This is a genomic window from Methylobacterium sp. J-072 (genome assembly GCF_022829425.1).
Classification (GTDB): Bacteria; Pseudomonadota; Alphaproteobacteria; order Rhizobiales; family Beijerinckiaceae; genus Methylobacterium.
On the sequence record NZ_JAKSYK010000080.1, the window covers coordinates 22,061 to 42,225 of the forward strand.

26 protein-coding genes are annotated in these 20,165 nt (G+C 70.7%); 13 read left to right on the plus strand and 13 right to left on the minus strand.

The features are described from left to right. Positions 1-36: 36 nt before the first annotated feature. On the minus strand, positions 37-1,008 hold the full coding sequence (locus MKK67_RS08020) for a quinoprotein relay system zinc metallohydrolase 2 (RefSeq protein WP_243963289.1): 972 nt from the start codon (positions 1,006-1,008) through the stop codon (positions 37-39). A 209-nt stretch (positions 1,009-1,217) separates the two neighbouring features. Between MKK67_RS08020 and MKK67_RS08025 the strand changes: the two genes are divergently transcribed. Further along, positions 1,218-1,790: a TetR/AcrR family transcriptional regulator gene (locus MKK67_RS08025; protein WP_243963290.1), complete on the plus strand. Its 573-nt coding sequence runs from the start codon at positions 1,218-1,220 to the stop codon at positions 1,788-1,790. On the opposite strand, the gene queC is transcribed toward MKK67_RS08025, so the two are convergent. The 3 genes from queC to cobT all read right to left on the minus strand — a co-directional run bounded on the left by queC (position 1,771) and on the right by cobT (position 4,112). Continuing rightward, positions 1,771-2,496, minus strand: a complete 726-nt coding sequence (queC, locus tag MKK67_RS08030; RefSeq protein ID WP_243963292.1) for a 7-cyano-7-deazaguanine synthase QueC — start codon at positions 2,494-2,496, stop codon at positions 1,771-1,773. The genes MKK67_RS08025 and queC overlap by 20 nt on opposite strands. Next, entirely contained in the window at positions 2,486-2,842 is a 357-nt protein-coding gene (gene queD, locus MKK67_RS08035; protein WP_243963331.1) for a 6-carboxytetrahydropterin synthase QueD, read from the minus strand. Before queD ends, queC begins: the two co-directional genes overlap by 11 nt. Positions 2,843-3,074: 232 nt before the next feature. Next, positions 3,075-4,112 (minus strand): nicotinate-nucleotide--dimethylbenzimidazole phosphoribosyltransferase, encoded by a 1,038-nt coding sequence (gene cobT, locus MKK67_RS08040; protein WP_243963294.1) that lies wholly within the window; start codon positions 4,110-4,112, stop codon positions 3,075-3,077. 132 nt (positions 4,113-4,244) lie between these two features. On the opposite strand from cobT, the gene cobS reads away from it, so the two are divergent. The 5 genes from cobS to MKK67_RS08065 all read left to right on the plus strand — a co-directional run bounded on the left by cobS (position 4,245) and on the right by MKK67_RS08065 (position 6,714). Beyond that, complete coding sequence (gene cobS / locus MKK67_RS08045) at positions 4,245-5,063, plus strand: adenosylcobinamide-GDP ribazoletransferase (protein ID WP_243963296.1); 819 nt, start codon at positions 4,245-4,247, stop codon at positions 5,061-5,063. Positions 5,064-5,131: 68 nt separating this feature from the next. After that, on the plus strand, positions 5,132-5,374 hold the full coding sequence (locus MKK67_RS08050) for a DUF433 domain-containing protein (protein WP_279601498.1): 243 nt from the start codon (positions 5,132-5,134) through the stop codon (positions 5,372-5,374). Between the two features lie 2 nt (positions 5,375-5,376). Further along, positions 5,377-5,772 carry a DUF5615 family PIN-like protein gene (locus MKK67_RS08055; RefSeq protein WP_243963300.1) on the plus strand — a complete coding sequence of 132 codons (396 nt, stop codon included), beginning with the start codon at positions 5,377-5,379 and terminating at the stop codon, positions 5,770-5,772. Positions 5,773-5,812: 40 nt separating this feature from the next. Continuing rightward, on the plus strand, positions 5,813-6,025 hold the full coding sequence (locus tag MKK67_RS08060) for a DUF1289 domain-containing protein (RefSeq protein ID WP_243963302.1): 213 nt from the start codon (positions 5,813-5,815) through the stop codon (positions 6,023-6,025). Next, positions 6,022-6,714 carry a TIGR02281 family clan AA aspartic protease gene (locus MKK67_RS08065; RefSeq protein WP_243963304.1) on the plus strand — a complete coding sequence of 231 codons (693 nt, stop codon included), beginning with the start codon at positions 6,022-6,024 and terminating at the stop codon, positions 6,712-6,714. Before MKK67_RS08060 ends, MKK67_RS08065 begins: the two co-directional genes overlap by 4 nt. Before the next feature lie 5 nt (positions 6,715-6,719). Here MKK67_RS08065 and dusA read toward each other — a convergent pair whose 3' ends face one another. Together dusA and MKK67_RS08075 are read right to left on the minus strand one after the other, a co-directional pair. Then, the gene (dusA, locus tag MKK67_RS08070; protein WP_279601502.1) at positions 6,720-7,721 is read right to left on the minus strand and encodes a tRNA dihydrouridine(20/20a) synthase DusA; all 1,002 of its coding nucleotides are present in this window, start codon (positions 7,719-7,721) and stop codon (positions 6,720-6,722) included. 213 nt (positions 7,722-7,934) lie between these two features. After that, on the minus strand, positions 7,935-8,810 hold the full coding sequence (locus MKK67_RS08075) for an SDR family oxidoreductase (protein ID WP_243963305.1): 876 nt from the start codon (positions 8,808-8,810) through the stop codon (positions 7,935-7,937). On the opposite strand from MKK67_RS08075, the gene MKK67_RS08080 reads away from it, so the two are divergent. Both MKK67_RS08080 and MKK67_RS08085 read left to right on the plus strand, forming a co-directional pair. Next, complete coding sequence (locus MKK67_RS08080; RefSeq protein ID WP_243963306.1) at positions 8,809-9,069, plus strand: hypothetical protein; 261 nt, start codon at positions 8,809-8,811, stop codon at positions 9,067-9,069. The genes MKK67_RS08075 and MKK67_RS08080 overlap by 2 nt on opposite strands. Positions 9,070-9,255: 186 nt before the next feature. Further along, positions 9,256-9,468 carry a hypothetical protein gene (locus MKK67_RS08085; RefSeq protein ID WP_243963307.1) on the plus strand — a complete coding sequence of 71 codons (213 nt, stop codon included), beginning with the start codon at positions 9,256-9,258 and terminating at the stop codon, positions 9,466-9,468. Positions 9,469-9,628: 160 nt separating this feature from the next. Here the strand turns inward: MKK67_RS08085 and MKK67_RS08090 are convergent, their stop codons facing one another. Continuing rightward, a complete protein-coding gene (locus MKK67_RS08090) occupies positions 9,629-10,432 on the minus strand; it encodes an outer membrane protein (RefSeq protein WP_243963309.1) in 804 nt (267 codons plus the stop codon). Positions 10,433-10,878: 446 nt separating this feature from the next. Beyond that, positions 10,879-11,490, minus strand: a complete 612-nt coding sequence (locus tag MKK67_RS08095) for an urease accessory protein UreE (RefSeq protein WP_243963311.1) — start codon at positions 11,488-11,490, stop codon at positions 10,879-10,881. 208 nt (positions 11,491-11,698) lie between these two features. Between MKK67_RS08095 and MKK67_RS08100 the strand changes: the two genes are divergently transcribed. Both MKK67_RS08100 and MKK67_RS08105 read left to right on the plus strand, forming a co-directional pair. Beyond that, complete coding sequence (locus tag MKK67_RS08100) at positions 11,699-11,968, plus strand: hypothetical protein (RefSeq protein WP_243940570.1); 270 nt, start codon at positions 11,699-11,701, stop codon at positions 11,966-11,968. A 155-nt stretch (positions 11,969-12,123) separates the two neighbouring features. Next, positions 12,124-12,870, plus strand: a complete 747-nt coding sequence (locus tag MKK67_RS08105; RefSeq protein WP_243963333.1) for a J domain-containing protein — start codon at positions 12,124-12,126, stop codon at positions 12,868-12,870. A gap of 11 nt (positions 12,871-12,881) precedes the next feature. Here the strand turns inward: MKK67_RS08105 and MKK67_RS08110 are convergent, their stop codons facing one another. Next, positions 12,882-13,283: a type II toxin-antitoxin system VapC family toxin gene (locus MKK67_RS08110; RefSeq protein WP_243963312.1), complete on the minus strand. Its 402-nt coding sequence runs from the start codon at positions 13,281-13,283 to the stop codon at positions 12,882-12,884. Continuing rightward, a complete protein-coding gene (locus tag MKK67_RS08115; protein ID WP_243963313.1) occupies positions 13,280-13,552 on the minus strand; it encodes a prevent-host-death protein in 273 nt (90 codons plus the stop codon). Before MKK67_RS08115 ends, MKK67_RS08110 begins: the two co-directional genes overlap by 4 nt. Before the next feature lie 119 nt (positions 13,553-13,671). Between MKK67_RS08115 and MKK67_RS08120 the strand changes: the two genes are divergently transcribed. Beyond that, a complete protein-coding gene (locus MKK67_RS08120) occupies positions 13,672-14,424 on the plus strand; it encodes an N-acetylmuramoyl-L-alanine amidase (protein WP_243963314.1) in 753 nt (250 codons plus the stop codon). Between the two features lie 126 nt (positions 14,425-14,550). On the opposite strand, the gene MKK67_RS08125 is transcribed toward MKK67_RS08120, so the two are convergent. The 3 genes from MKK67_RS08125 to MKK67_RS08135 all read right to left on the minus strand — a co-directional run bounded on the left by MKK67_RS08125 (position 14,551) and on the right by MKK67_RS08135 (position 17,599). Further along, on the minus strand, positions 14,551-15,585 hold the full coding sequence (locus MKK67_RS08125) for a TerC family protein (RefSeq protein WP_243963315.1): 1,035 nt from the start codon (positions 15,583-15,585) through the stop codon (positions 14,551-14,553). A gap of 159 nt (positions 15,586-15,744) precedes the next feature. Next, the gene (sugE, locus tag MKK67_RS08130) at positions 15,745-16,065 is read right to left on the minus strand and encodes a quaternary ammonium compound efflux SMR transporter SugE (protein WP_243963316.1); all 321 of its coding nucleotides are present in this window, start codon (positions 16,063-16,065) and stop codon (positions 15,745-15,747) included. Positions 16,066-16,075: 10 nt separating this feature from the next. Then, positions 16,076-17,599 (minus strand): MDR family MFS transporter, encoded by a 1,524-nt coding sequence (locus MKK67_RS08135; protein WP_409568380.1) that lies wholly within the window; start codon positions 17,597-17,599, stop codon positions 16,076-16,078. Between the two features lie 192 nt (positions 17,600-17,791). On the opposite strand from MKK67_RS08135, the gene MKK67_RS08140 reads away from it, so the two are divergent. After that, positions 17,792-18,322 carry a GNAT family N-acetyltransferase gene (locus tag MKK67_RS08140; RefSeq protein WP_243963318.1) on the plus strand — a complete coding sequence of 177 codons (531 nt, stop codon included), beginning with the start codon at positions 17,792-17,794 and terminating at the stop codon, positions 18,320-18,322. Between the two features lie 320 nt (positions 18,323-18,642). Continuing rightward, positions 18,643-19,863 carry a TIGR03862 family flavoprotein gene (locus MKK67_RS08145; RefSeq protein WP_243963336.1) on the plus strand — a complete coding sequence of 407 codons (1,221 nt, stop codon included), beginning with the start codon at positions 18,643-18,645 and terminating at the stop codon, positions 19,861-19,863. Positions 19,864-20,165: the final 302 nt, after the last annotated feature.

The following is a 20,165-nucleotide window of genomic DNA, read 5'->3' on the forward strand; positions in this document are numbered from 1 at the left end:
TCTCCCGGGTGCTCTCAGTATGGCGTTTCTAAAAAACTATTCCCACTCGAGTTCCTGGTAGGCCACGGTGACGTTGCGGCCGTTATAGGTGTCGAACAGGGCCCATTTGTCCCGCTGGTCCCGGGCGACGCTGGCCACCGCCTTGTCGATCGGGACATCCTTGGCGATCGCCGCGCGGGTGCCGTCGCGCAGCGCCGTCAGGTAGCCGGAAAGGTCGGCGAGCGCGGGGGCGAGATCGACCGAGACCGGCCCGTGGCCCGGCACCGCCCGGGTCGCGCCCATGCCCTTCAGCCACTCGATCTCTTTGAGCCAGCCCCTGAGGCTGCCGTCGAGCGACGGGATCCGGTTCACGAACAGCAGGTCGGCGGGGAACAGCAGGCCGCTGCCGGAATCGCGCATCGACAGGTCGCAGGTGGTATGGGCCGGCCCGTGTGCCGTGAAGGTCAGGCGGCGGTCGCCGAGGTCGATCTCGGCGGTGTCGGCCACGCTCATCGTCGGGTAGACCACCGGGCCGGTGCGATCGGCGCCGAGCAACTCGACCAGGCGCTGACGGTAGAACTCGCCCCGGGCACCCAGCGCCTCGGTGAGCTTGGCGTGGCCGATGAAGACCGGCCTGTCCTGCACGAAGGCCCCGGCCCCGAACACGTGGTCCGGGTGGACATGGGTGAGCACCACATGGGTGATCGGCTTTGGGGTCCGCTTGGCGATCTCGGCTCGCAGCCACTGGCCGTCCGCGAGGCTGCCGCCGGTCTCGGTGACGAGCACGCCGTCCCGGCCGATGAGGAAACCGATATTAGCGATGGCGTCGGCATTGTCGGCGGTGGCGTCGGCGATCAGGCCCTGGCGCATAAAGATGCCCGGGCCGACCTCCTCCAGCGTGAAGCTCTCGGCGGCGCGCCCCAGGCTCGGCAGGCAGCACAGGCAAAGGCCGGCGAACAGGGCGTGACGCCGCGACAGGGTGCGGCCCGCGGCGGCGGGTTCGCCTGGATGGACGGCGGATGCCGTCATGCCGGAACCTCCCTGTTTGGCGTCTCTCACACAAGGCCTGGTGGCCGGGTGTTCTCCCGCCGAGCACGACAGTGCAGCGGGCGATGTGTGAGGTGTTCTTATTGCCTACCATTAAGTAGGTAGATCTTTGCGCGGTCAAGTGGCAGATTGGCCGCCCGGCGCCCGGCGGTCACACGTTCGCGCGAGCCGAGAGAGACGTTGTCCGAGCGATGCGAGACACCCGCGCCGAGCTGCTGAGTCAGGCCGAGACCCTGGTCCGGGGGCGCGGCTATGCCGGGTTCAGCTACGCCGACCTCGCCGAGGCGGTGAGCATCCGCAAGGCAAGCATCCACCATCACTTCCCCACCAAGGTCGATCTCGGGGCCGCCCTGGTGGCCGCCTACGCGGCCCGCTACGACGCCGCGCTCACGACGATCCGGGCCGAGGTGCCGGACGGACCGGGCCGGATCGCGGCCTATGGAAAGCTCTATCTCGGCGGCGTCGAGCAAGGGCTCGGCTGCCTGTGCGCGGCCCTCGCGATCGAGGGCGAGGCCCTGCCCGAGCGCCTGCGCGGCGACATCGCGACGTTCTTCGAGGGGCATCTCGCCTGGCTGGAGGCGGTCCTGCGTGAGGGTCAGGTGGACGGCAGCGTGCGGTCCGGTCCGGAGCCCGCGGTGCTCGCCCGCTACGTCATCGCCACCCTGGAGGGGGCGCTGCTGATGGAGCGGCTGTTCGCGAGCCCCACGGCCTTCGCGGGGACCCTGGCGGTGCTGGTCGACGGCCTCAGGCCGCAGACGCGGTGAAGCGGGCAAACCCATCCGCCCGCAGCCGGCAGGCCGGGCAGGTGCCGCAGCCGTAGCCCCAGGCGTGGCGCGCCCCGCGCTCGCCGAGATAGCAGGTGTGGCTGTCCTCGACGATCAGCTCGACCAGCGGGCGCCCGCCCAGCGCCTCGGCGAGACCCCAGGTCTGCGCCTTGTCGAGCCACATCAGCGGCGTGTGCAGCACGAACCGGCGCTCCATGCCGAGGTTGAGCGCCACCTGCAGCGCCTTGATCGTATCGTCCCGGCAATCGGGATAGCCGGAATAGTCGGTCTCGCACATGCCGCCGACCACGTGCCGGATGCCGCGCCGATAGGCGAGCGCCGCCGCGAAGGTCAGGAACACGAGGTTGCGGCCGGGCACGAAGGTGTTGGGCAGGCCCGATTCCTCGAACCCGATCTCGGCGTCCCGGGTCAGCGCCGTCTCGGAGATTTTTCCCAAAGCGTCGAGCGCGACCGTGTGATCCTCGCCGAGGCGCAAGACCCAGGCCGGCTGGACGCGGCCCATGCCGGCGCGCAGGACGGCCCGGCGTTCGAGCTCGACCCGGTGGCGCTGGCCGTAATCGAAGCCCAGGGTCTCCACATGGTCGAACCGGTCGAGCGCCCAGGCGAGGCAGGTGGCCGAATCCTGGCCGCCGGAGAACAGCACCAGCGCCGACCGGTCGCCGATGATCGCAGCGTCAGTCGCCATCGTACTCCGCCCAGGACATCGGCGTCTCCGCGACCCGCACCCGGGCGAGCCCCGGCAGGTCCGGCCGCAGCCGATGCCAGATCCAGGCCGCGATGTTCTCCGCGGTCGGGTTCTCCAGCCCCTCGATCTCGTTGAGGCAATGGTGGTCGAGCCGCTCCAGCAGCGGACCGAAGATCTTTTCGATGTCGTAGAAGTCGATCACCCAGCCGGTCTGCGGATCCACGGGCCCGGAGACGGTCAGCTCGACCCGGTAGGAATGCCCGTGCATCCGGTGGCAGCGATGCGTCGCGGGCACGTTCGGCAGCCGGTGGGCCGCCTCGAAGGTGAAGGCTTGGGTGATGTTCATCATGTTCGTCGCAGCGATCCCACCCGCGCCCTCATCCTGAGGTGCCCGACGATCGAAGATCGACGGGACTCGAAGGAGCCCTCCAGGGATCGCCGCGAATCCTGAAACCCTCCTTCGAGGGCTCCGCTTCGCTGCGCCACCTCAGGATGAGGTGATCTGGTGGGAGGGACGCGGGATCGACGGATCCGTTATCGGTTCCGCCCGGTATAGCATCGAATCGTGGCCCGCGCGCCTACCCGCCGCTCTTGCCCGAAACCCCCGCCTGGGCGAAGGTCGCCATGCCGGTGTGGCAGGCGAGCGCGCCCTTGAGCAGGCCGATCGCCATGGCGGCGCCCGAGCCCTCGCCGAGCCGCATCCCCAGGGCCAGCAGCGGCACGAGGCCGAGCCGCTCCAGCACCTCCGCGTGGACGCCCTCCGCGGAGACGTGGCCGGCCAGGCAATGGTCGAGGGCCGACGGGTCGGCGGCGTGGAGCAGCGCCGCCGCCGCGGTGGCGACGTAGCCGTCGATCACCACCGGGATGCGCTGCAGGCGCGCGGCCAGGATCGCCCCGGCCATGGCGGCGATCTCGCGGCCGCCGAGCCGGGCCAGCACCTGGAGCGGGTCCCCGAGATGGCCGGCATGGTAAGCCAGCGCCGCCTCCACGGCCGCCACCTTCCGGGCTAGGCCGTCCTGATCGATTCCGGTGCCGCGCCCGACCCAGTGGGCGGGCTCGCCCCCGAACAGGGCGGCATAGAGGGCGGCCGCCACCGTGGTGTTGCCGATGCCCATCTCGCCGATGCCGAGGCAATCAGTGCCGGCGGCCACCGCCTCCATGCCGAACGCCATGGTCGCCACCGTGGCGCGCTCGTCCAGCGCCGGCCCCTCGGTGATGTCGCCGGTCGGCATGTCGAGGGCGAGGTCGAACACCTTGAAGCCGAGCCCGTAGGCCGCGCAGATCTGGTTGATCGCCGCCCCGCCGGCGGCGAAATTGTCGAGCATCTGGCGGTTGACCGCGTCCGGGAAGGCCGAGACGCCCTTGCGCGTCACCCCGTGGCTGCCGGCGAAGACGCAGACCAGCGGCCGGTCGAGGCTCGGCGGCGCCTTGCCCTGCCAGGCCGCCAGCCAGGACACGAGGTTTTCCAGCCGCCCCAGGGAGCCCGCCGGCTTGGTCAGGGTCGCGTCGCGGGCGGCCACCGCCTCCTGCGCGTCCCGGTCGGGGCCCGGCATCGCCTTGAGCAGGTTGCGGATATCGTCGAACGGGCCCGGATCTGTCTTTGCGGCGTCGGTCATGGCGGCGATGATTTCCTGTGGGCGCCCGCGAACGGGGAGACGACGGCGTATCGGGGCGACTATAGTGATCCTGCGCCGCCCGACCGTTCGCGATCGGCTCGCCCCGCCGGGGGCGGTGGGGGAGAGACCGCGATGGACAGGCAGACCGGCGGGGAGGCCGATTGGCCCGGGCGCGGCGCCCTCTACGACCTCGCCGGGTGCCTGCGGTTCTACTCCCGCCTGCCCGTGCCGCAACTGCCCGGTGAGCCGGACCCGCACCGGGTCCCCGATTTCACCGCCCTCCCCCGCATGCTGCCCCTCGCCGGCCTGATCCTCGCTCTCCCCGCCGCCCTGACGCTGACGGTGGGCTGGTGGATCGGGCTCGGGCCGTTCCTGGCCGCGACCCTGGCGGTAGCCGTGATGGTCCTGGCCACGGGGGCGCTCCACGAGGACGGCCTGGCCGACGTCGCCGACGGCTTCGGCGGCGGTGCCACCCTCGAGCGCCGCCTGGAGATCATGCGCGACAGCCGGATCGGCGCCTATGGCGGGGCGGCCCTGGTCCTGGCGCTGGCGCTGCGCATCGGCGCGCTGGCGACGCTCCTCGACCGCACCGGCTACGCGGCCGCGACCGCGCTGATCCTGGTCGCCGCCCTGTCGCGGCTCGCGGCGCTCGCCCCGATGGTGCTGCTGCCGCCGGCCCGGCCGGGCGGCCTCTCCGCCGCGGTCGGCCGCCCGGACCGGGCGAGTCTCTGGATCGCCCTCGGGATCGGTCTCGGGGTGGCGCTCGCCGGCGTAATCCTCGGCCTGCCGCTGCGCGGCGTCGCGCTGGCGATCCTGTGCGCCGGCCTCGCGGCACTGGCCCTCACCCGCCTCGCCCGGCACAAGATCGGCGGCCAGACCGGCGACGTGATCGGCGCCTGCCAGCAGGTGTCCGAGATCGCGGCGCTGCTGGCCCTGGTGGCGGCGGATTGAGACCGGTCTGCCGTTCCGACATGATGGCCTTGGACAGGCGATCTGTCGCAAGCCGTGGAGCCATCGCCATGACGGCCGATTTGCAGCGCGGACCAACGCTCGAGGATCTCATCACCTCGGATCCCGAAATCATGAGCGGCCGACGCGTCTTCCGGGGGACCCGCGTGCCCGTCGAGGTGCTGTTCGAGAACCTGGCCGACGGCCTCTCGGTCGACGAGATCCTGGACGCCTATCAGACCCTCGATCGGGACGACGTGGTCCGGGTCCTCACGCTCGCGTCCCGGTCCCTGGCGGGTTCGGAAGCGGCGTGAGGGTGGTTCTGGACGAGGGCGTGCCGAGGCAGCTCGCGGACGCGTTGCGCGCGCACGGCGTCGACGCCGACCGCTTCAGAACGGCCTGGAAGAGCGTCAGCAATGGCGCATTGATCCGAGCCGCGGAGGCCGCCGGCTATGCCGTCCTGGTGACGAACGACAAGAATATCGCCGACCAGCAGAGTCTCGCCGGACGTACGCTCACCGTCGTCGCCTTACCGCTCAATCGGCGCTCCGCCGTGATGGCGCGGGTCGCCGATATCGCCGACACCATCCGCAGGACCGCGCCCGGACAGCATGTCACGATGAGTCTCGACGGCCGGCGCCTCGTGCGGAGTATCGCGGGCGGTCTTCTGGTCGAGGAGGCATGGCCGAGCGTGCCGCCATTCCCGCCGTGAGGCCTTGATCGGGCCACGATCCCTCGGCCAAGGATCGGCGATGTCGCCCGCGCCCAAACCCTCCTCCCCCTGCACCAAGGTTTGCGTCCTCGACGCCGCCAGCGGGCTGTGCCGCGGCTGCGGGCGCAGCCGCGACGAGATCGCCGCCTGGGGCGGGATGCCGGAGGCGACGCGCCGGACCATCATGGCCGGGCTTCAGGACCGGATGCGCGCGGCCGGTTTCGTGCCCCTGGAGGAGCCGCTGCCGTTATGATCTATCTCGGGCTCGCCGCCATCGCGCTGGTCACGGCCGTGCTGGTCTTGAGTGACGGCAGCGACAGCCTCGGCGGCGTGATCGAGCCCGATCACTTGGCCGCCCTCGCCTCCACCGGCGGCATCCTGGCCCTGGTGGTTGCCGGCTACTGGCGGCAATTCAGGTCCGCACTCGGCCCGAACCTGCGCGCGCTCTTCGCCTGGGCGCTGATCGGGCTCGCCCTGGTGATCGGCTACAGTTATCGCGACCGGTTCCAGGGCGTCGGCGCCCGGGTGCTCGGCGATCTGCGGCCCGGCTCGGCGGTGTCCGGTCCCGGCGGCACGGTGACGATTACCCGCCGGGCGGACGGCGACTTTCGGGTCGAGGCCGAGGTCAACGGCCGGGTGCAGCCGTTCCTGTTCGATACCGGGGCGAGCAGCGTCGTGCTGACCGCCGAGAACGCCGCGGCCTTGGGGCTCACGCCGGCGCCGGCCGACTTCACCGCCCGGGTCGCCACCGCCAACGGTCTCGCCTATGCCGCGCCGATCCAGCTGGATTCGCTGCGCATCGGCACGATCACCGAGCGGCGGGTGAACGCCATGGTGGCGCGGCCCGGCTCGCTCGCCGGCAACCTGCTGGGCCAGACCTTCCTGACGCGCCTGTCCGCCTACGAGGTCCGGGGCGACCGGCTGATCCTGAGCCCGCCCTGAGGCGTTCAGGCTGCCCGCGCCTCCGGCACTTCGCGCGAGACCGTCGCCACCGCGTCCCGCAGGGTCTGGAGGCCGGCCTCTTGCCGCATCCCGTGGGTCGAGAGGTGGCGCCGGAAGGCGCGGGCGCCGGGCCGGCCGTTGAACAGGCCGAGCATATGGCGGGTGATCGCGTGCAGGCGCTCGCCGCGCGCCAGGGCGGCGGCGACGTAAGGCTCGAACGCCTCGACGGCCGCGAACGCGTCCGGCACTGGCGCCGGCACGCCGAACAGTTCGGGATCGACGCCGAGCAGCAGTGCCGGCTCGGTATAGGCGGCCCGCCCGACCATCGCGCCGTCCACCTCGTCGAGGCGCGCGCGCACCGCATCCAGGTCGCGCAGGCCGCCGTTGACCGCCACCGGCAGGGCGCCGAGCCGCCGCTTCAGCCGCGCGGCGCGGCCGTAATCGAGGGGCGGCACGTCGCGGTTCTCCTTGGGCGACAGGCCCTGGAGCCAGGCCTTGCGGGCATGGACGATCAGCCCGTCCACCCCGGCGGCCACGACCGCGTCGGCGAGCGCGTCGAGGGCCGCTTCCGGGTCTTGGTCGTCGACGCCGATCCGGCATTTCACCGTCACCGGCACGGAGACGGCGGCCTTCAGGGCGGCCACGCAGTCGCCGACCAGGGCCGGCTCGCGCATCAGGCAGGCGCCGAACCGGCCGTCCTGCACCCGGTCCGACGGGCAGCCGACATTGAGGTTGATCTCCGCGTAGCCGAAATCTGCCGCGATCCGCGCGGCCTGCGCCAGCTCGCCCGGGTCCGACCCGCCGAGCTGCATCGCCACCGGGTGCTCCATCGCCGAGAAGCCGAGCAGCCGCTCGCGCGGCCCGTGCAGCACCGCGCCGGTGGTGACCATCTCGGTGTAGAGTCGCGCCCGCGCCGACAGGGTGCGATGGAAGGCGCGGCAATGCCGATCCGTCCAGTCCATCATCGGGGCGACGGAGAACCGCCATCCCGGAAGTGCGCCGCCCATCTCAGCCGCCGTCACGTGTGCCAGATCCGTGTTGACCCGTGTCCTGCCGGCGCACCGCACCTTGGGGCGCGGTCGGTATCGTCCGGTGGATCAAGGAGAAGACCCCGTTGATACCACGGGCGGACGAGCCTCGAAAAGCGCTCGGGTGTGGGACACCGCCCGGGTGGTGCGCCTGGCGGTGTTCCCGAATGCAGAAAGCAGGAACGGTCCGGCTCAGAACACCGGCATCGCCCCGGCCACGGTGATGAGCGCGCCGGACGTGTAGCTGCTGTCCTCGGAGGCCAGCATCACGTAGGCGGAGGCGAGCTCGGCCGGCTGGCCGGGGCGGCCGAACGGCACCTGGTCGCCGAAGGATTTGACCGAATCCTGGCTCATCCCGGACGGGATGAACGGCGTCCAGATCGGGCCGGGCAGCACGCCGTTCACCCGGATGCCCTTCTCGGCCAAGAGCTGCGCGAGGCTCAGCACGAGGTTGCTCAGTGCCCCCTTGGTGGCGCTGTAGGCCAGGAGCGACGGCATCGGGTGCTTGGAGTTCACCGAGGAGGTGAAGATCACCGAGGCGCCGGGCTTCAGGTGGGCCAAAGCTGCCTTGGTCACGTAGAACGGGCCGAACACGTTCGTGCGGAAATGGTCCTCGAAGATGGTGTCTTCGATGGAATCCAGGCCCTGGTTCGGCTGCTGGAACGCGCCGTTATTGACCAGCACGTCGAGCCGGCCGAAGGTCTCGACGGTGCGGGCGACGATCGAGCGGCCATAGGCCGGGTCCTTGAGGTCGCCGGGCAGCAGCAGCGCGCGCCGGCCCGCCTTCTCGATCCAGCCGCTCACCGCCTCGGCGTCCGCCTGCTCCTCGGGCAGGTACGAGATGGCGATGTCGGCCCCCTCGCGGGCATAGGCGATCGCCACCGCGCGGCCGATGCCGCTATCGCCGCCGGTGATTAGCGCGACCTGGCCGGTGAGCTTGCCGGAGCCCTTGTAGCTGTCCTCGCCGTGATCGGGCTCGGGCGCCATCCGGCCGGTCTTGCCCGGAAAGCTCTGCGGCTGCGCCTCGAAGGGCGGACGTGGGTACTTTTGCAGCGGATCGGTGGTCATGCGGGGTCTCGCGTTGGGATATGAGTCCAACGGGGGGCCGCCCGGCCTGTTCCTGCGCTCCGCCGACGCGCCGAGCTGGCGTGACGACACAGGGCAGCAACAGGCGGCCTTCAGTCTCCGGCCCGAGGGAGACGGCGCCATGATCGAGTTTCAACCGGTGGATCGGGTTGCGCGCATCATCGACCGAGCGCTGCTCGGCGCCGCGATGGTGTCGCTGACCTTCGGCCTGGCGACGGGCCTGTGGGGATTGCTCCAGTGAGCGCCGCGCCGGATGTCGTCCCGGCCCGCCGCGGGTGCTAGGCTGGCCCGCCATGCGCCGGACCGGCTTCGATCGCACCGCCCTCGCGCTGATCTGCGCGGGCCTCGTGCTTCTCGCGCTGGCGCAGCTGCTGGTCGGCTTCCCGTGACGCCGCACGGCCCTTCGGCGAGACCGGGACTGGAGCCGATGCTGAACCGTGCCCTCGTGGCTGCGCTGCTGCTCGCGGCAGCCGCGTTCCTGCTTTACCTCGCGAGCCTCGCTCGCGAGGCCCTGTCGCCGAACCAGCCCTACGCGGCCAGCATCGGGCTCACCCTCGACCAGTGCGTGGCGGCCCAGGACGGCCTCGCGGAGGCGGAGGCGCGCGCCTATTGCCGGCGCCCGGTGCCGAAGCGGCTGTAAATGCCAAAAGGCCCCAGGAGCTGGCTCCTGGGGCTGCCTTCGACCGGGCGACCCGTTTGATCGGGCTGGGGATGCGCCGGCCGAAGAAAAGCATGGGCCGCCCGTGCCGGACCGGCCCCGTCGCGGAGCCCGTCTGACCGGGACGGGCGGCTGAAATGCCCTAGCTGCCGAACTTGTAGTTCAGGCCGAAGCGGCCGAGCACGCCCTCGTTGCGGAAGCGGGCGGCGTAGGCGCCGACGCCCGGCCCGACCGCCACGAGCGGGACGGTGCGACGGCCGAGATCGTAGTACAGCGCCTCGCCCTTCAGGGTCACCGCGCTGGAGTGGAAGACGTTGAACACGGAATCGGTGGGCAGCGCGAACTCGATGCCGCCGCCGGCCGCGTAGCCGGTCTCGACGTGCGCGCTGCTGCCATAGAAGTTCGGCTGACCGGTCGCCGTCTGGAAGACGCCGCGGTAGGTCTCGCTCGCATAGGCGAAGCCGCCGGTGCCGTACACCAGGGTGCGGTCGAAGGCGTATCCGACGCGCCCGCGCACGGTCCCGAGGAAGCTGCCCAACTCGCGGAAGGTGCTGATCCCGCCGAGGCGCCCGGTGGTGCTGCGGGTGCGGTTCAGGTCGGTGTAGCCCAGATCGGCCTCGGCGCCGACGACGAAGCCGGAGCCCGGCGTGAACTGGTAATTGTAGCCGAGCTGGCCGCCGCCGGTGAAGCCGTCCCGCGGCAGGCCCAGCGCGGCCGGACGGTCGCCGACCCGGACCCCGTTGTTGACCGGAAACACGCCGGCCGTCGTCACGCTGTCCTTGGTCGAGGTGATGTAACCGGCATTGATGCCGAAGTACGGGCCGGCCCAGGTGAAGACCGGCACGGGCGGCTGCGGCGGCGTATACGCCCGGCGGGGCAGATCCGCTGCGGAAGCGACGGCCGTCAGCGCCGTAAAGGCTGTCAGGGAAGCAACGATCTTACGCATGGAATGGTGGCCCAAGAAATGAATTCCTGGCCTTCGTATCGAAAGCTTGGCCTACAGTCTGTGATACGGATGCAACACTTAACAGCACGAGCAAGGTAACGATTTATTGGGGCGCTTCTTACGATTGCAAGGCGCAAATAGTTTAGAAATGAAAATAAAAGAGAAATCTGTATTTTTATACTCCGATATCGCGGGCGACTCGGAATTGCATTGCGGCTGTTCTTCGGCGGGACCATTTCGGCGCCAGCCGGCCTTGCGCGGGGACGGCGCCGGGTGGATTGCGCCACCCGATCATCCCGCGTCGTCATCGCGCACAGCGAAGCGAGCCGGAGTCACGCCGAGCTCTGGGATCACGCGGCCCGAGATTGCGGCGCGGCACGTGCCATCACGGCGGCGGGAGCTTCGCACGGAAGCTCTTGATGCCGTGGTCGCCGGTTGAGCGGCTTCTAATGGTCGTGATTGCAGCCGGGACCGTGGACATGCCCGTGATGCCCATGGTCGTCATGGGTCTTGGCGTGATCATGCGCCTCGGCGTGGTCGTGACCGTGATGGCCGTGATCGTGGCCATGGTCATGCCCGTGATCATGTCCGTGATGATCGTGGCCATGGTCATGCCCGCAGGTGCTGTGGTCGTGCGCCGCGTGCTCGGGCCGGAAGGGGCGTGAGACCGGGCTCGCGGTGCAGCCCTGGCCGCGGACCAGTTCGGCATTGGCCGGGGAGGACGGGACGTAGAGCACGTCGGCGGCGATCTCGGCGGGGACGTGGTTGCCGCCGAGTTGCCAGGCCAGCCGGGTCAGCCGGGCCGGGTTCTCGGCGCGCACTTCCAGAAGATTTTCCGGGGCAGCCCGCACCGCAATGAGGCGGCCATCCTCCAGGCGCAGGGCGTCGCCGTCCTCCAGCGCTGCCGCCTTGGTGAGCGCCACCTCGAAGCCGAGACCGCCTTCCGCCACCAGGGATCCGGAGGCGGCCGCCCGGGCGGCGTGATCGAGGCTCACCGTGTCGGCGACGCGGTCGGGGCGAACCGCGGCCCGGCGGACGATCGTGGTGGCTCTCGACATAAAACCCTCCGGGATGGCGCCGCGGCGCCCCGGCCGGCGCGCCGCCTCAAGGCGGTGGCATAGGGCGAGACGGGAAGCGGGCGCAACTCCATCACCGGGTGTGGAACCTTAGCCGTAGGGCGGGCATTCCTTTCCTGCTAAGCTCACGGGGATCCGCGACGATCACGGCCGACGGCCGGACCGGATGCACAAGGGAGATCAGGGGACCATGAAGAAGCTGACCGCAGCCGCCCTCGCCACCATCGCCGCCCTGTCGCTGGGCGCCTGCAACACCCCGGAGGATCGCGCGCTCGGCGGTGCCGGCCTCGGCGCGCTCACCGGCGCGGCCATCGGTGCCGCCGCCACGGGCCGCGCCGGCGGTGCCCTGGCGGGTGCCGCGATCGGCGGCGCCGGCGGCGCCATCGTGGGCGCCTCGACTGCGCCGCGCTGCCCCTACGGCACCTACCAGGACGCCTACGGCAACATCTACTGCCGCTAAGGCTCGACGCGGCGGGGCCGGGCGCGTCCCGGCCCTTCCGCGGCGCCTGAGGAGCGGCTATCCCGGCTTCGGCCGGGCGCGTCCCCGGTGCCGGACGCGAAGCCGCCGACCATGACCGCACCGAGTCCACGATGCCGCTCGGGCTCGGGCCGCCCATGAGCCAGGGGGCCAAGCCTCAGGGTAAGCCTCAGGGTCCTTGGGGCAAGCTCGGCGGTGCCGGGCTCGGTCTCGCCGTCGGCGGACCGCTCGGGGCGCTGATCGGCGGCGTCGCAGGCCATTTTTTGGTCGACCGGATCGGTGCGCCGTTCGGCCCGACGCCCCGCGATGTGGTGTTCACCACCGGGCTGGTGGCTCTGGCCGCCAAGATGGCCAAGTCCGACGGCGTCGTGCTGCCCTCCGAGGTCGAGGCGTTCGGCCGGGTCGTCCGCGTCGAAGAGTCCGCGCGGGCCGGGGTCGAGCGCCTGTTCGATCTGGCGAAGAAGACCACCAGCGGCTTCGAAGCCTATGCGCGGCAACTCGCGGCGACCTTCGGCGACGAGCCGGCCCTCCTCGAAGACGTGCTCGACGGCCTGTTCCAGATCGCCGGCGCCGACGGGGCGCTTCACGAGGCGGAGGAGCGCTACCTGCGCGCCGTTTCGAGCATCTTCGGCTTCGACGAGGCCGCCTTCCAGCGCATCGCGGCCCGGCACGTGCGGCTGCCGGACGACCCCTACGCGGTCCTCGGGCTCGACCGGGACGCCGACCAGGCAGCCGTGAAGGCGCGCCACCGGGCGCTGGCCGCCGAGCACCATCCCGACCGGGCGCTGGCCCGGGGCCTGCCGGCCGAGGCCGTGACGATCGCCACGAAGCGGCTCGCCGCGATCAACGCCGCCTATGACCGGATCGTGCAGGAGCGCGGGTAGCGGTGAGCGCCTCAGGCCGCAGGGTCGGAGCAGGTGGCGACCCGCACCGGATACCGGGGGGCATGCCGGTCCTCGGAGACGAAGGTGGCGTCCTCGCTGATCGCCTGCGCGATGAGCAGGTGATCGAACGGATCTCGGTGATCGGGATGCTTCGGGAGACCGCCGAGCACTGCGAGATGCGCGGGCCGGATATCGAGCCGGACGAACTGGTCCCGAGCGAGGGCCGCGTCGATGTCCTCGATATCGGCCTGCAGCTTGCCGATCCGAACCTTGACGACGATCTCCCAGAGCGAGGCTACGCTGACCAGCACGTCGTTGCCGGGATCCGCGATCAGCGCCCGCGCCTGCTGCCCGAGATCGTCGCTGTCGCTGAGCCACCAGAGAAGGGCGTGGGTGTCGAGCAGGAGCCTCACCGCTCCTCGCCCTGCATCGCCGCCAGCACATCGGGCGGGAGCGTATCGAAATCGGAGGCCATGCGGATCCGGCCCCGGAGCGCCCCGGGCGTTCGGTTTGATCGAACCGCCTCCGCGGGCGGGCGGATCTCGGCCAGAACTTCGCCGCGCGACGTGACCAGGAACGTGTTGCCCTTCCGGGCCTCGCGCAGGAAGGCGTCTATGTTGCCCCGAAACGTCTTCACGCCGATGCGCCGGGGCGCCGTCTTGTCCCGTACCGGGCCGGCCATCGTCGACCTCCGTTGTCGCCCGCATGTGGGCGCATCGTCCGGACGCCGTCAATGACGGGCCGGCGCGATCCGGAAATTTCGACGGCGCATCCTGGCGCCGACCGTGGCACAAGCCAGCCATGACGCCGACCCCGGACAGCCCCCTCGCCCGCCGCGTCGCGCCCTCGCCGAACCATGGCGAGCGCCGCGGAGCGCGGCCCGACATGTTGATCCTGCACTACACCGGCATGGACAGCGGGGCCGCCGCGCTGGCGCGGCTGCGCGACCCGCTGAGCGAGGTCTCGGCCCATTACCTGGTGTTCGAGGATGGCGGCATCGTCCAGATGGTGCCGGAGGCGCGCCGTGCCTGGCACGCGGGCCGGGGTGCCTGGAAAGGCGTCACCGACCTCAATTCCTGTTCGATCGGGATCGAGATCGTCCATCCGGGCCATGCCGGCGGGCTGCCGCCCTACCCGGACGCGCAGGTCGCCGCCGTGATCGCGCTGGCCCGGGATATCCTGGGGCGCTGGCCGATCCCGCCGGAACGGGTCCTGGCCCATTCCGACGTGGCCCCCGAGCGCAAGGAGGATCCGGGCGAGACGTTTCCGTGGGCTCGCCTCGCCGCGGAGGGCGTCGGCCATAGCGTGCCGCCGGCCGGCCTGCGGGACGGCCGGTTCTTCGCTCAGGGCGATGCCGGACAGCCCGTGGAGGCGCTGCAGGCGATGTTCGCCCTCTACGGCTACGAGCTGCCGGTGACCGGTGTGTTCGACGCGCGCACGCATGCGGTCGTCACGGCGTTCCAGCGCCATTTCCGGCAGATGCGGGTGGACGGCGTGGCCGATGCCTCGACCATCACCACCCTGCGCGACCTGATCGCCGCCCTGCCGGCATAGCACCGAGAAATCGTGGGATTCCAAAGGGCTCAGCCCTTTGGCGGGGTTCGGGGGCGGAGCCCACGAGACCTTCCAGGGCTCCGCCCTGGACCCGCAAAAGGTCCCGGACCTTTTGAAACCGGAACTTCAGGCCCGATGGGCTCGCGCCTCGTGCCCGTGCGCCGGGCTGGCGGCCGCTTGGGCCGGGGCGTCGGTGCGTGTGCGCCACAGGCTGTACAACACGCCGATCGCCAGCAGCGACAGGGTCACCACCAGGGACACCCAGGGCTGCACGTGGATGAGCCCGAACGTGTCTGCGACCACGATCTTGGCGCCGATGAAGATCAGGATGAAGGCGAGCGCGGTCTTGAGATAGGCGAACCGGTCGACCATCGCGGCGAGCGCGAAGTAGAGGGCGCGCAGCCCCAGGATCGCGAAGATGTTGGAGGTGTAGACCACGAACGTGTCGGTGGTGATCGCGAAGATCGCCGGCACGCTGTCGACGGCGAAGATCACGTCGGCGCCGTTGACCAGCACCAGCGCCAGGGCCAGCGGCGTGAACCACAGGGCCTTGCGGCCGGTGGCCGGGTCGGGCCGGCGCACCGCGAAGTGCTGGCCGTGCAGCTCGGGGGTGACCCGGAAGGTCTTCTTGATCCAGCGCACCACGGCGCTGTTCTGGAAGTCGCTCTCCTCCTCGGGCCCCGAGAACAGGATTTTCAGGCCAGCGAAGATCAGGAAGGCGGCAAACAGCGACAGCACCCAGTGGACCTGATGCACCAGGGCGGCGCCGAGCCCGATCATCAGGCCGCGCAGCAGCACGGCGGCGAGGATGCCCCAGAGCAGGACCCGGTGCTGGGCGGCGCGCGGAATGCCGAGCGCGGCCAGGATCATGGCGATGACGAAGACGTTGTCCATCGACAGCGACTTCTCGACCACGAGGCCGGTGACGTATTCCTCGCCCGCCTGCGGGCCGAGATACCACCAGATCCAGCCGCCGAAGGCGAGGCCGAGGGCGAGATAGAAGCCGGTCAGCAGCAGGCTCTCCCGCACGCCGATCTCGTGCTCCTTGTCCCGGTGCAGCAGCCCGAGATCGAAGGCCAGAAGGCAGCCGACCAGGACGTGGAAGCCGAGCCACATCCACAATGGCTTACCGAGCCATTCGACGGTGAGAACGTCCATCATGTGCGGGACCTGATGCGATTCCGGAAGGAAAGCATCGGCTCCGACATCACGGGCGCTGAACAGCGCCCGCCAGAGGGGCCCGCAGCCGATAGGGGCGAGTTAAGCGGGCGAACCGGGCGAATCAAGGGCACGGACGCGGCGACCGGATGATCCCGCGTCTCACGCGTCCCCGGAGAGCTTCATCAGCACCAGGCCCGAAACGATCAGCGCCGCCGCTGCGATCCGCAGGGGGCTCGCGCTCTCGCCGAGCATCAGGATGCCGAGCAGGAAGGCGCCGACCGCGCCAATGCCGGTCCAGACCGTGTAGGCGGTGCCGAGCGGCAGGCTGCGCATGGCGAAGGCCAGCAGGACGAAGCTGCCGAGGGCGGCCGCCACCGTCACGGCGCTCGGGACGAGCTCCGTGAAGCCCGCGGAGCGCTTCATCGCGTAGGCCCACACCACCTCCAGCAGGCCGGCGGCGAGCAGGATCAGCCAAGCCACGATCGGGTCCTTACGATGGGGTGTCGGTGGCCGGCGCGCGGCCGGGCCTCGCCGCAGGACGCTCGCCCAGCGGGCGCTCCTCCATGTAGGCGAGGAACCCGAAGGCCGCCACCAGGCCGAGGCAGGCGGCCGCGAACACGGAGCGGAAGGTCAGGGCGAGCTGCGCGGGGTCGCCCCCGCGGATCAGGCTCTCGACATCGTGCCCGGTCCCGGTGGCGCCGCCGAGCACGATCGTCCCGAAGGCGGCGACGATCAGGGCGCCGCCCAGCGAGCGGAAGAAATTCATCGCCGCGGTGGCGATGCCGAGCTGGTGCGTCTCCACCGCGTTCTGGATCGCGATGGTGGAGAGCGGCAGGATCGTCCCGATCCCCATGGAGAGCAGGGCGAACAGCACCTCCATCAGCCAGAACGGCAGCGCTCGCCCCTCCAGGGCGATGACGGCGCAGCACACGATGCTGAGGCTCATCATGGCGAGCGGCAGGCGCTTGTAGTGCCGGAACAGCAGCATCGACCGGCCCGACAGCGTCGCCCCGGTGACGGTGCCGACCATCAGCGGCACCAGGGCCATGCCGGATTCGCTGGCGGTGAGGCCGATCACGCCTTCGAGGAAGATCGGCACGTAGATGGTCAGGCCGATGAAGGTGCCCATCGCGAAGCAGGCGGACAGGGTGGCGCTGTAGACCACCCGGTCCTTCAGCACCTCCGTGGGGATCAGCGGCTCGGCCGCGGTGGCGAGGCGCGCCGCGAACAGGCTGCCCAGCACGGCCGCCAGGGCGAGCAGGCCGAGCACCGGCGCGGAGCCCCAGGGATAGCGCACGCCGCCCCAACTCAGGGCCAGCAACAGGGTGGTCGAGCTCAGCACCAGCAGGACGGCGCCGGGATAGTCCAGCGTGTGGCGGCGCTCGTTGCGCGGCAGCAGCTTCAGCTTGGCGTTGGTCAGCGCGAAGGCGAGGAAGCCGATCGGCAGGTTGATCCAGAAGATCAGCGACCAGTGCAGATGCTGGGCGAAGAAGCCCCCGAGCAGGGGCCCGGCCACCGAGGCCGCCACGAACACGCCGGCGATCACCACCTGGTAGCGCGCCCGCTCCTTGGGCGGCATGATGTCGGCCAGGATGGTCTGCGACAGGGCGATCAGCCCGCCGCCGCCGACGCCCTGGAGGCCCCTGGCGAGCGCCAGGGTCACCATCGTGGGGGCTACCGCGCAGGCGAGCGAGCCGAGCACGAAGGTCGCGATGGCGATCAGCAGCATGATCCGCCGGCCGTGGATGTCGGACAGCTTGCCGTAGAGCGGCGTCACCGCCGTGGAGGCGAGAAGGTAGGCGGTGACGATCCAGGGGAGGTTCGCGGCGTCGCCGAGATCGAGCCCGATGGTCGGCATCGCGGTCGCCACGATGGTCTGGTCGAGGGCCGCGAGCAGCATCGCGGTCATCAGGCCGAACACGATCGCGCGGATCTCGACCGGGCTGAGGCGGTCCCGGGCGGTGGGGGCCGGCGTGGACGGATCGGTCGCGGTGACGGCGGTGGAAAGCGCCACGGGTCGGAAGCCTCTGTCTGGTTCGCGCCGGATCGGCCGGCTGGACGGGAACGAGGCCACAGCGTCACGGTTGCGCAAGCGGTACGGCCTTAACGATGCGCAGCGCCGGATCCTACGCGTTCTGCGGTCACCTGCCTTGTGCGTGACACGGGGCGAATTGCCTGCGGGCGATGCCCCGCGCATACTTTGCGGATGGCCGACATCATCTATCGGGCCGCGCGGGTGACGGACGCGCCGACCATCGCGGCGATCCACGTCGCCAGCTGGCGGGATGCCTATCGTGCGATCCTCGACCCGGTGTTTCTGGCCGGACCTATCGAAGACGATCGTCTTTCGCATTGGCTCGGAAAGCTCGACACGCCGGCCTCGAATTTCATGGTCGAGATCGCCCCGACGTCCGATGAAGGACTTGTCGGCTTCGTAGCGACGCATCGTGATCTTGATCGGCGATGGGGCAGCTTGGTCGATAACCTGCACGTCCGTCCGGAGATGCGGGGCAGGAAGATCGGCGAGGCACTGCTGCGCTCGGCCGCGCGAAAGCTTGCCGCCCAGCAGGCGGGAAATGGCCTGTACCTATGGGTTTTCGAGGCCAATGAGGCTGCCCTTCGCTTCTACAAGCGTATGGGCGGCCAGGTTGTCGAACGAAACATCTCCCAGATCCCGGCCGCGAACGGCAGGACGATTTTGCGGCTTCATTGGCCGGCATTATCGGATTTGTGTTAGAGTCTGTTGGCCGATCTTTCCCATCCTCGCCCTCATCCTGAGGCGACGGAGCGAAGCGGAGGCCTCGAAGGAGCCCTCCAGCCAGCCGCGCGATCCCTGGAGGGCTCCTTCGAGGCGGCTTCGCCGCACCTCAGGATGAGGGGGAGAGTGGGATCTCCGTCAACCGGAACCGTCACGCGACGGGAACCGGGCGGACAAACAGGCTCTCAGGGAGCCGCATGGTCGCAGAACGGTGCCGGGTAAGGCGGTTCGGCCCCTGAGACGCGACCGACATCGGACACATCTTGACAGGCACGGGTGGCCTGCCGCTCTCCAGGCCGATGCCGGACGACATGAACGACATCGCTATCGTGGGCGGCGGCCCGGCCGGGCTGGCCGCGGCCGAGGTGCTGGCGCAGGCCGGCCGGGCGGTCACGGTCTACGACCGGATGCCGTCGGTGGGCCGCAAGCTGTTGATCGCCGGGCGCGGCGGCCTCAACCTCACCCACAGCGAGCCGCGCGCGGACTTTCTGGCGCGCTACCATCCCGTCGGCCACCTGGACGCCGCCATCGCGGCCTTCCCCCCGGAGGCGCTGCGGGACTGGTGCGCGGATCTCGGCGAGCCGACCTTCGTGGGGTCGAGCGGGCGGGTGTTTCCGACGAGCTTCAAGGCGTCGCCGCTGCTGCGGGCCTGGCTGGTGCGGCTCGACCGCCTCGGGGTCCGGATCCGCACCCGCCACCGGCTCACGGCGATCGCCGAGGGTGTTTTTCATTTCGAGACGCCGGATGGCGCGGTCGAGATCCGGCCCCGGGCAACCCTGCTGGCGCTGGGAGGAGCGAGCTGGCCGCGGCTCGGCTCGGACGGGCGCTGGGTGCCGCTCCTCGAAGGGCTTGGGGTGGAGGTCGCGCCCCTGGAGCCGGCCAATGCCGGTTTTACCGTGGCGTGGTCCGACCTGTTCCGGGAGCGTTTCGCCGGGGCACCGCTCAAGCGGGTGGCGCTCGCCTGCGACGGCACACACGTGCGCGGCGAGGCGGTGATCACCGAGGCCGGGATCGAGGGCGGGGCGGTCTACGCCCTGTCGCGCCATTTGCGCGCGGCGATCGCCGCGCGTGGAAGCGCCCGCCTCCGCGTCGACCTGCGCCCGGACCTGACCCTGGAGGTTCTGGCCCGCCGACTCTCCGGCGCCCGGCCTGGGGATTCGGCGGCGACCCGGCTGCGCAAGGCCGCGGGCCTTTCGCCGGTGGCGGCGGGCCTGCTGCGCGAGGCGGTCGGCCAAAACCTCCCGGCCGAGCCCGAGGCGCTGGCCGGGCTGATCAAGGCCGCCCCCCTCGCCCTCACCGGCTCGGCCCCGATCGAGCGGGCGATCTCGACGGCGGGCGGAGTCCGCCTCGACGCCCTCGACACCCGCGCCATGCTGCGCGCCCACCCGGGCCTGTTCCTGGCCGGCGAGATGCTCGACTGGGAAGCCCCGACCGGCGGCTACCTGCTCCAGGGCGCCTTCGCGGGCGGCCGGGCCGCCGCCGCCGGGATGCTGGGCTGGCTGCGCGAGACCGGCGGGTGATCGGGGCGATCGCGCCGCCTGGGGCTCGGATCTGCGCGGCGGGGTCCTGATCTTTTCTACGAGGGCGCTGCCTTGAGAGGGGATTCCCTCGCCCGGCGGGGACAGAGCGGACTCACACGTCTCCGCTCAAGGCGCGGGTCCCTCTCCCGTGCGGGAGAGGGACAGGGTGAGGGATGCGACCTCTCCGGAAGACCCTGGTCCCTCACCCCAACCCTCTCCCGCACGGGAGAGGGGGCGCGTCGTGGCCTGTACAAGTCGATGTGTGAACATCAAGCCTGTGCGGTAGAGAGCGAGCCCAGCGT

What these genes read in the sequence shown, in the direction of transcription:
- MKK67_RS08020 (WP_243963289.1), bottom strand. Translation starts at nt 1,008, where the DNA reads ATGACGGCATCCGCCGTCCATCCAGGCGAACCCGCCGCCGCGGGCCGC.
- MKK67_RS08025 (WP_243963290.1), top strand. Translation starts at nt 1,218, where the DNA reads ATGCGAGACACCCGCGCCGAGCTGCTGAGTCAGGCCGAGACCCTGGTC.
- queC (WP_243963292.1), bottom strand. Translation starts at nt 2,496, where the DNA reads ATGGCGACTGACGCTGCGATCATCGGCGACCGGTCGGCGCTGGTGCTG.
- queD (WP_243963331.1), bottom strand. Translation starts at nt 2,842, where the DNA reads ATGAACATCACCCAAGCCTTCACCTTCGAGGCGGCCCACCGGCTGCCG.
- cobT (WP_243963294.1), bottom strand. Translation starts at nt 4,112, where the DNA reads ATGACCGACGCCGCAAAGACAGATCCGGGCCCGTTCGACGATATCCGC.
- cobS (WP_243963296.1), top strand. Translation starts at nt 4,245, where the DNA reads ATGGACAGGCAGACCGGCGGGGAGGCCGATTGGCCCGGGCGCGGCGCC.
- MKK67_RS08050 (WP_279601498.1), top strand. Translation starts at nt 5,132, where the DNA reads ATGACGGCCGATTTGCAGCGCGGACCAACGCTCGAGGATCTCATCACC.
- MKK67_RS08060 (WP_243963302.1), top strand. Translation starts at nt 5,813, where the DNA reads ATGTCGCCCGCGCCCAAACCCTCCTCCCCCTGCACCAAGGTTTGCGTC.
- MKK67_RS08065 (WP_243963304.1), top strand. Translation starts at nt 6,022, where the DNA reads ATGATCTATCTCGGGCTCGCCGCCATCGCGCTGGTCACGGCCGTGCTG.
- dusA (WP_279601502.1), bottom strand. Translation starts at nt 7,721, where the DNA reads ATGGGCGGCGCACTTCCGGGATGGCGGTTCTCCGTCGCCCCGATGATG.
- MKK67_RS08080 (WP_243963306.1), top strand. Translation starts at nt 8,809, where the DNA reads ATGCGGGGTCTCGCGTTGGGATATGAGTCCAACGGGGGGCCGCCCGGC.
- MKK67_RS08075 (WP_243963305.1), bottom strand. Translation starts at nt 8,810, where the DNA reads ATGACCACCGATCCGCTGCAAAAGTACCCACGTCCGCCCTTCGAGGCG.
- MKK67_RS08085 (WP_243963307.1), top strand. Translation starts at nt 9,256, where the DNA reads ATGCTGAACCGTGCCCTCGTGGCTGCGCTGCTGCTCGCGGCAGCCGCG.
- MKK67_RS08090 (WP_243963309.1), bottom strand. Translation starts at nt 10,432, where the DNA reads ATGCGTAAGATCGTTGCTTCCCTGACAGCCTTTACGGCGCTGACGGCC.
- MKK67_RS08095 (WP_243963311.1), bottom strand. Translation starts at nt 11,490, where the DNA reads ATGTCGAGAGCCACCACGATCGTCCGCCGGGCCGCGGTTCGCCCCGAC.
- MKK67_RS08100 (WP_243940570.1), top strand. Translation starts at nt 11,699, where the DNA reads ATGAAGAAGCTGACCGCAGCCGCCCTCGCCACCATCGCCGCCCTGTCG.
- MKK67_RS08105 (WP_243963333.1), top strand. Translation starts at nt 12,124, where the DNA reads ATGAGCCAGGGGGCCAAGCCTCAGGGTAAGCCTCAGGGTCCTTGGGGC.
- MKK67_RS08115 (WP_243963313.1), bottom strand. Translation starts at nt 13,552, where the DNA reads ATGGCCGGCCCGGTACGGGACAAGACGGCGCCCCGGCGCATCGGCGTG.
- MKK67_RS08120 (WP_243963314.1), top strand. Translation starts at nt 13,672, where the DNA reads ATGACGCCGACCCCGGACAGCCCCCTCGCCCGCCGCGTCGCGCCCTCG.
- MKK67_RS08125 (WP_243963315.1), bottom strand. Translation starts at nt 15,585, where the DNA reads ATGATGGACGTTCTCACCGTCGAATGGCTCGGTAAGCCATTGTGGATG.
- MKK67_RS08140 (WP_243963318.1), top strand. Translation starts at nt 17,792, where the DNA reads ATGGCCGACATCATCTATCGGGCCGCGCGGGTGACGGACGCGCCGACC.
- MKK67_RS08145 (WP_243963336.1), top strand. Translation starts at nt 18,643, where the DNA reads ATGCCGGACGACATGAACGACATCGCTATCGTGGGCGGCGGCCCGGCC.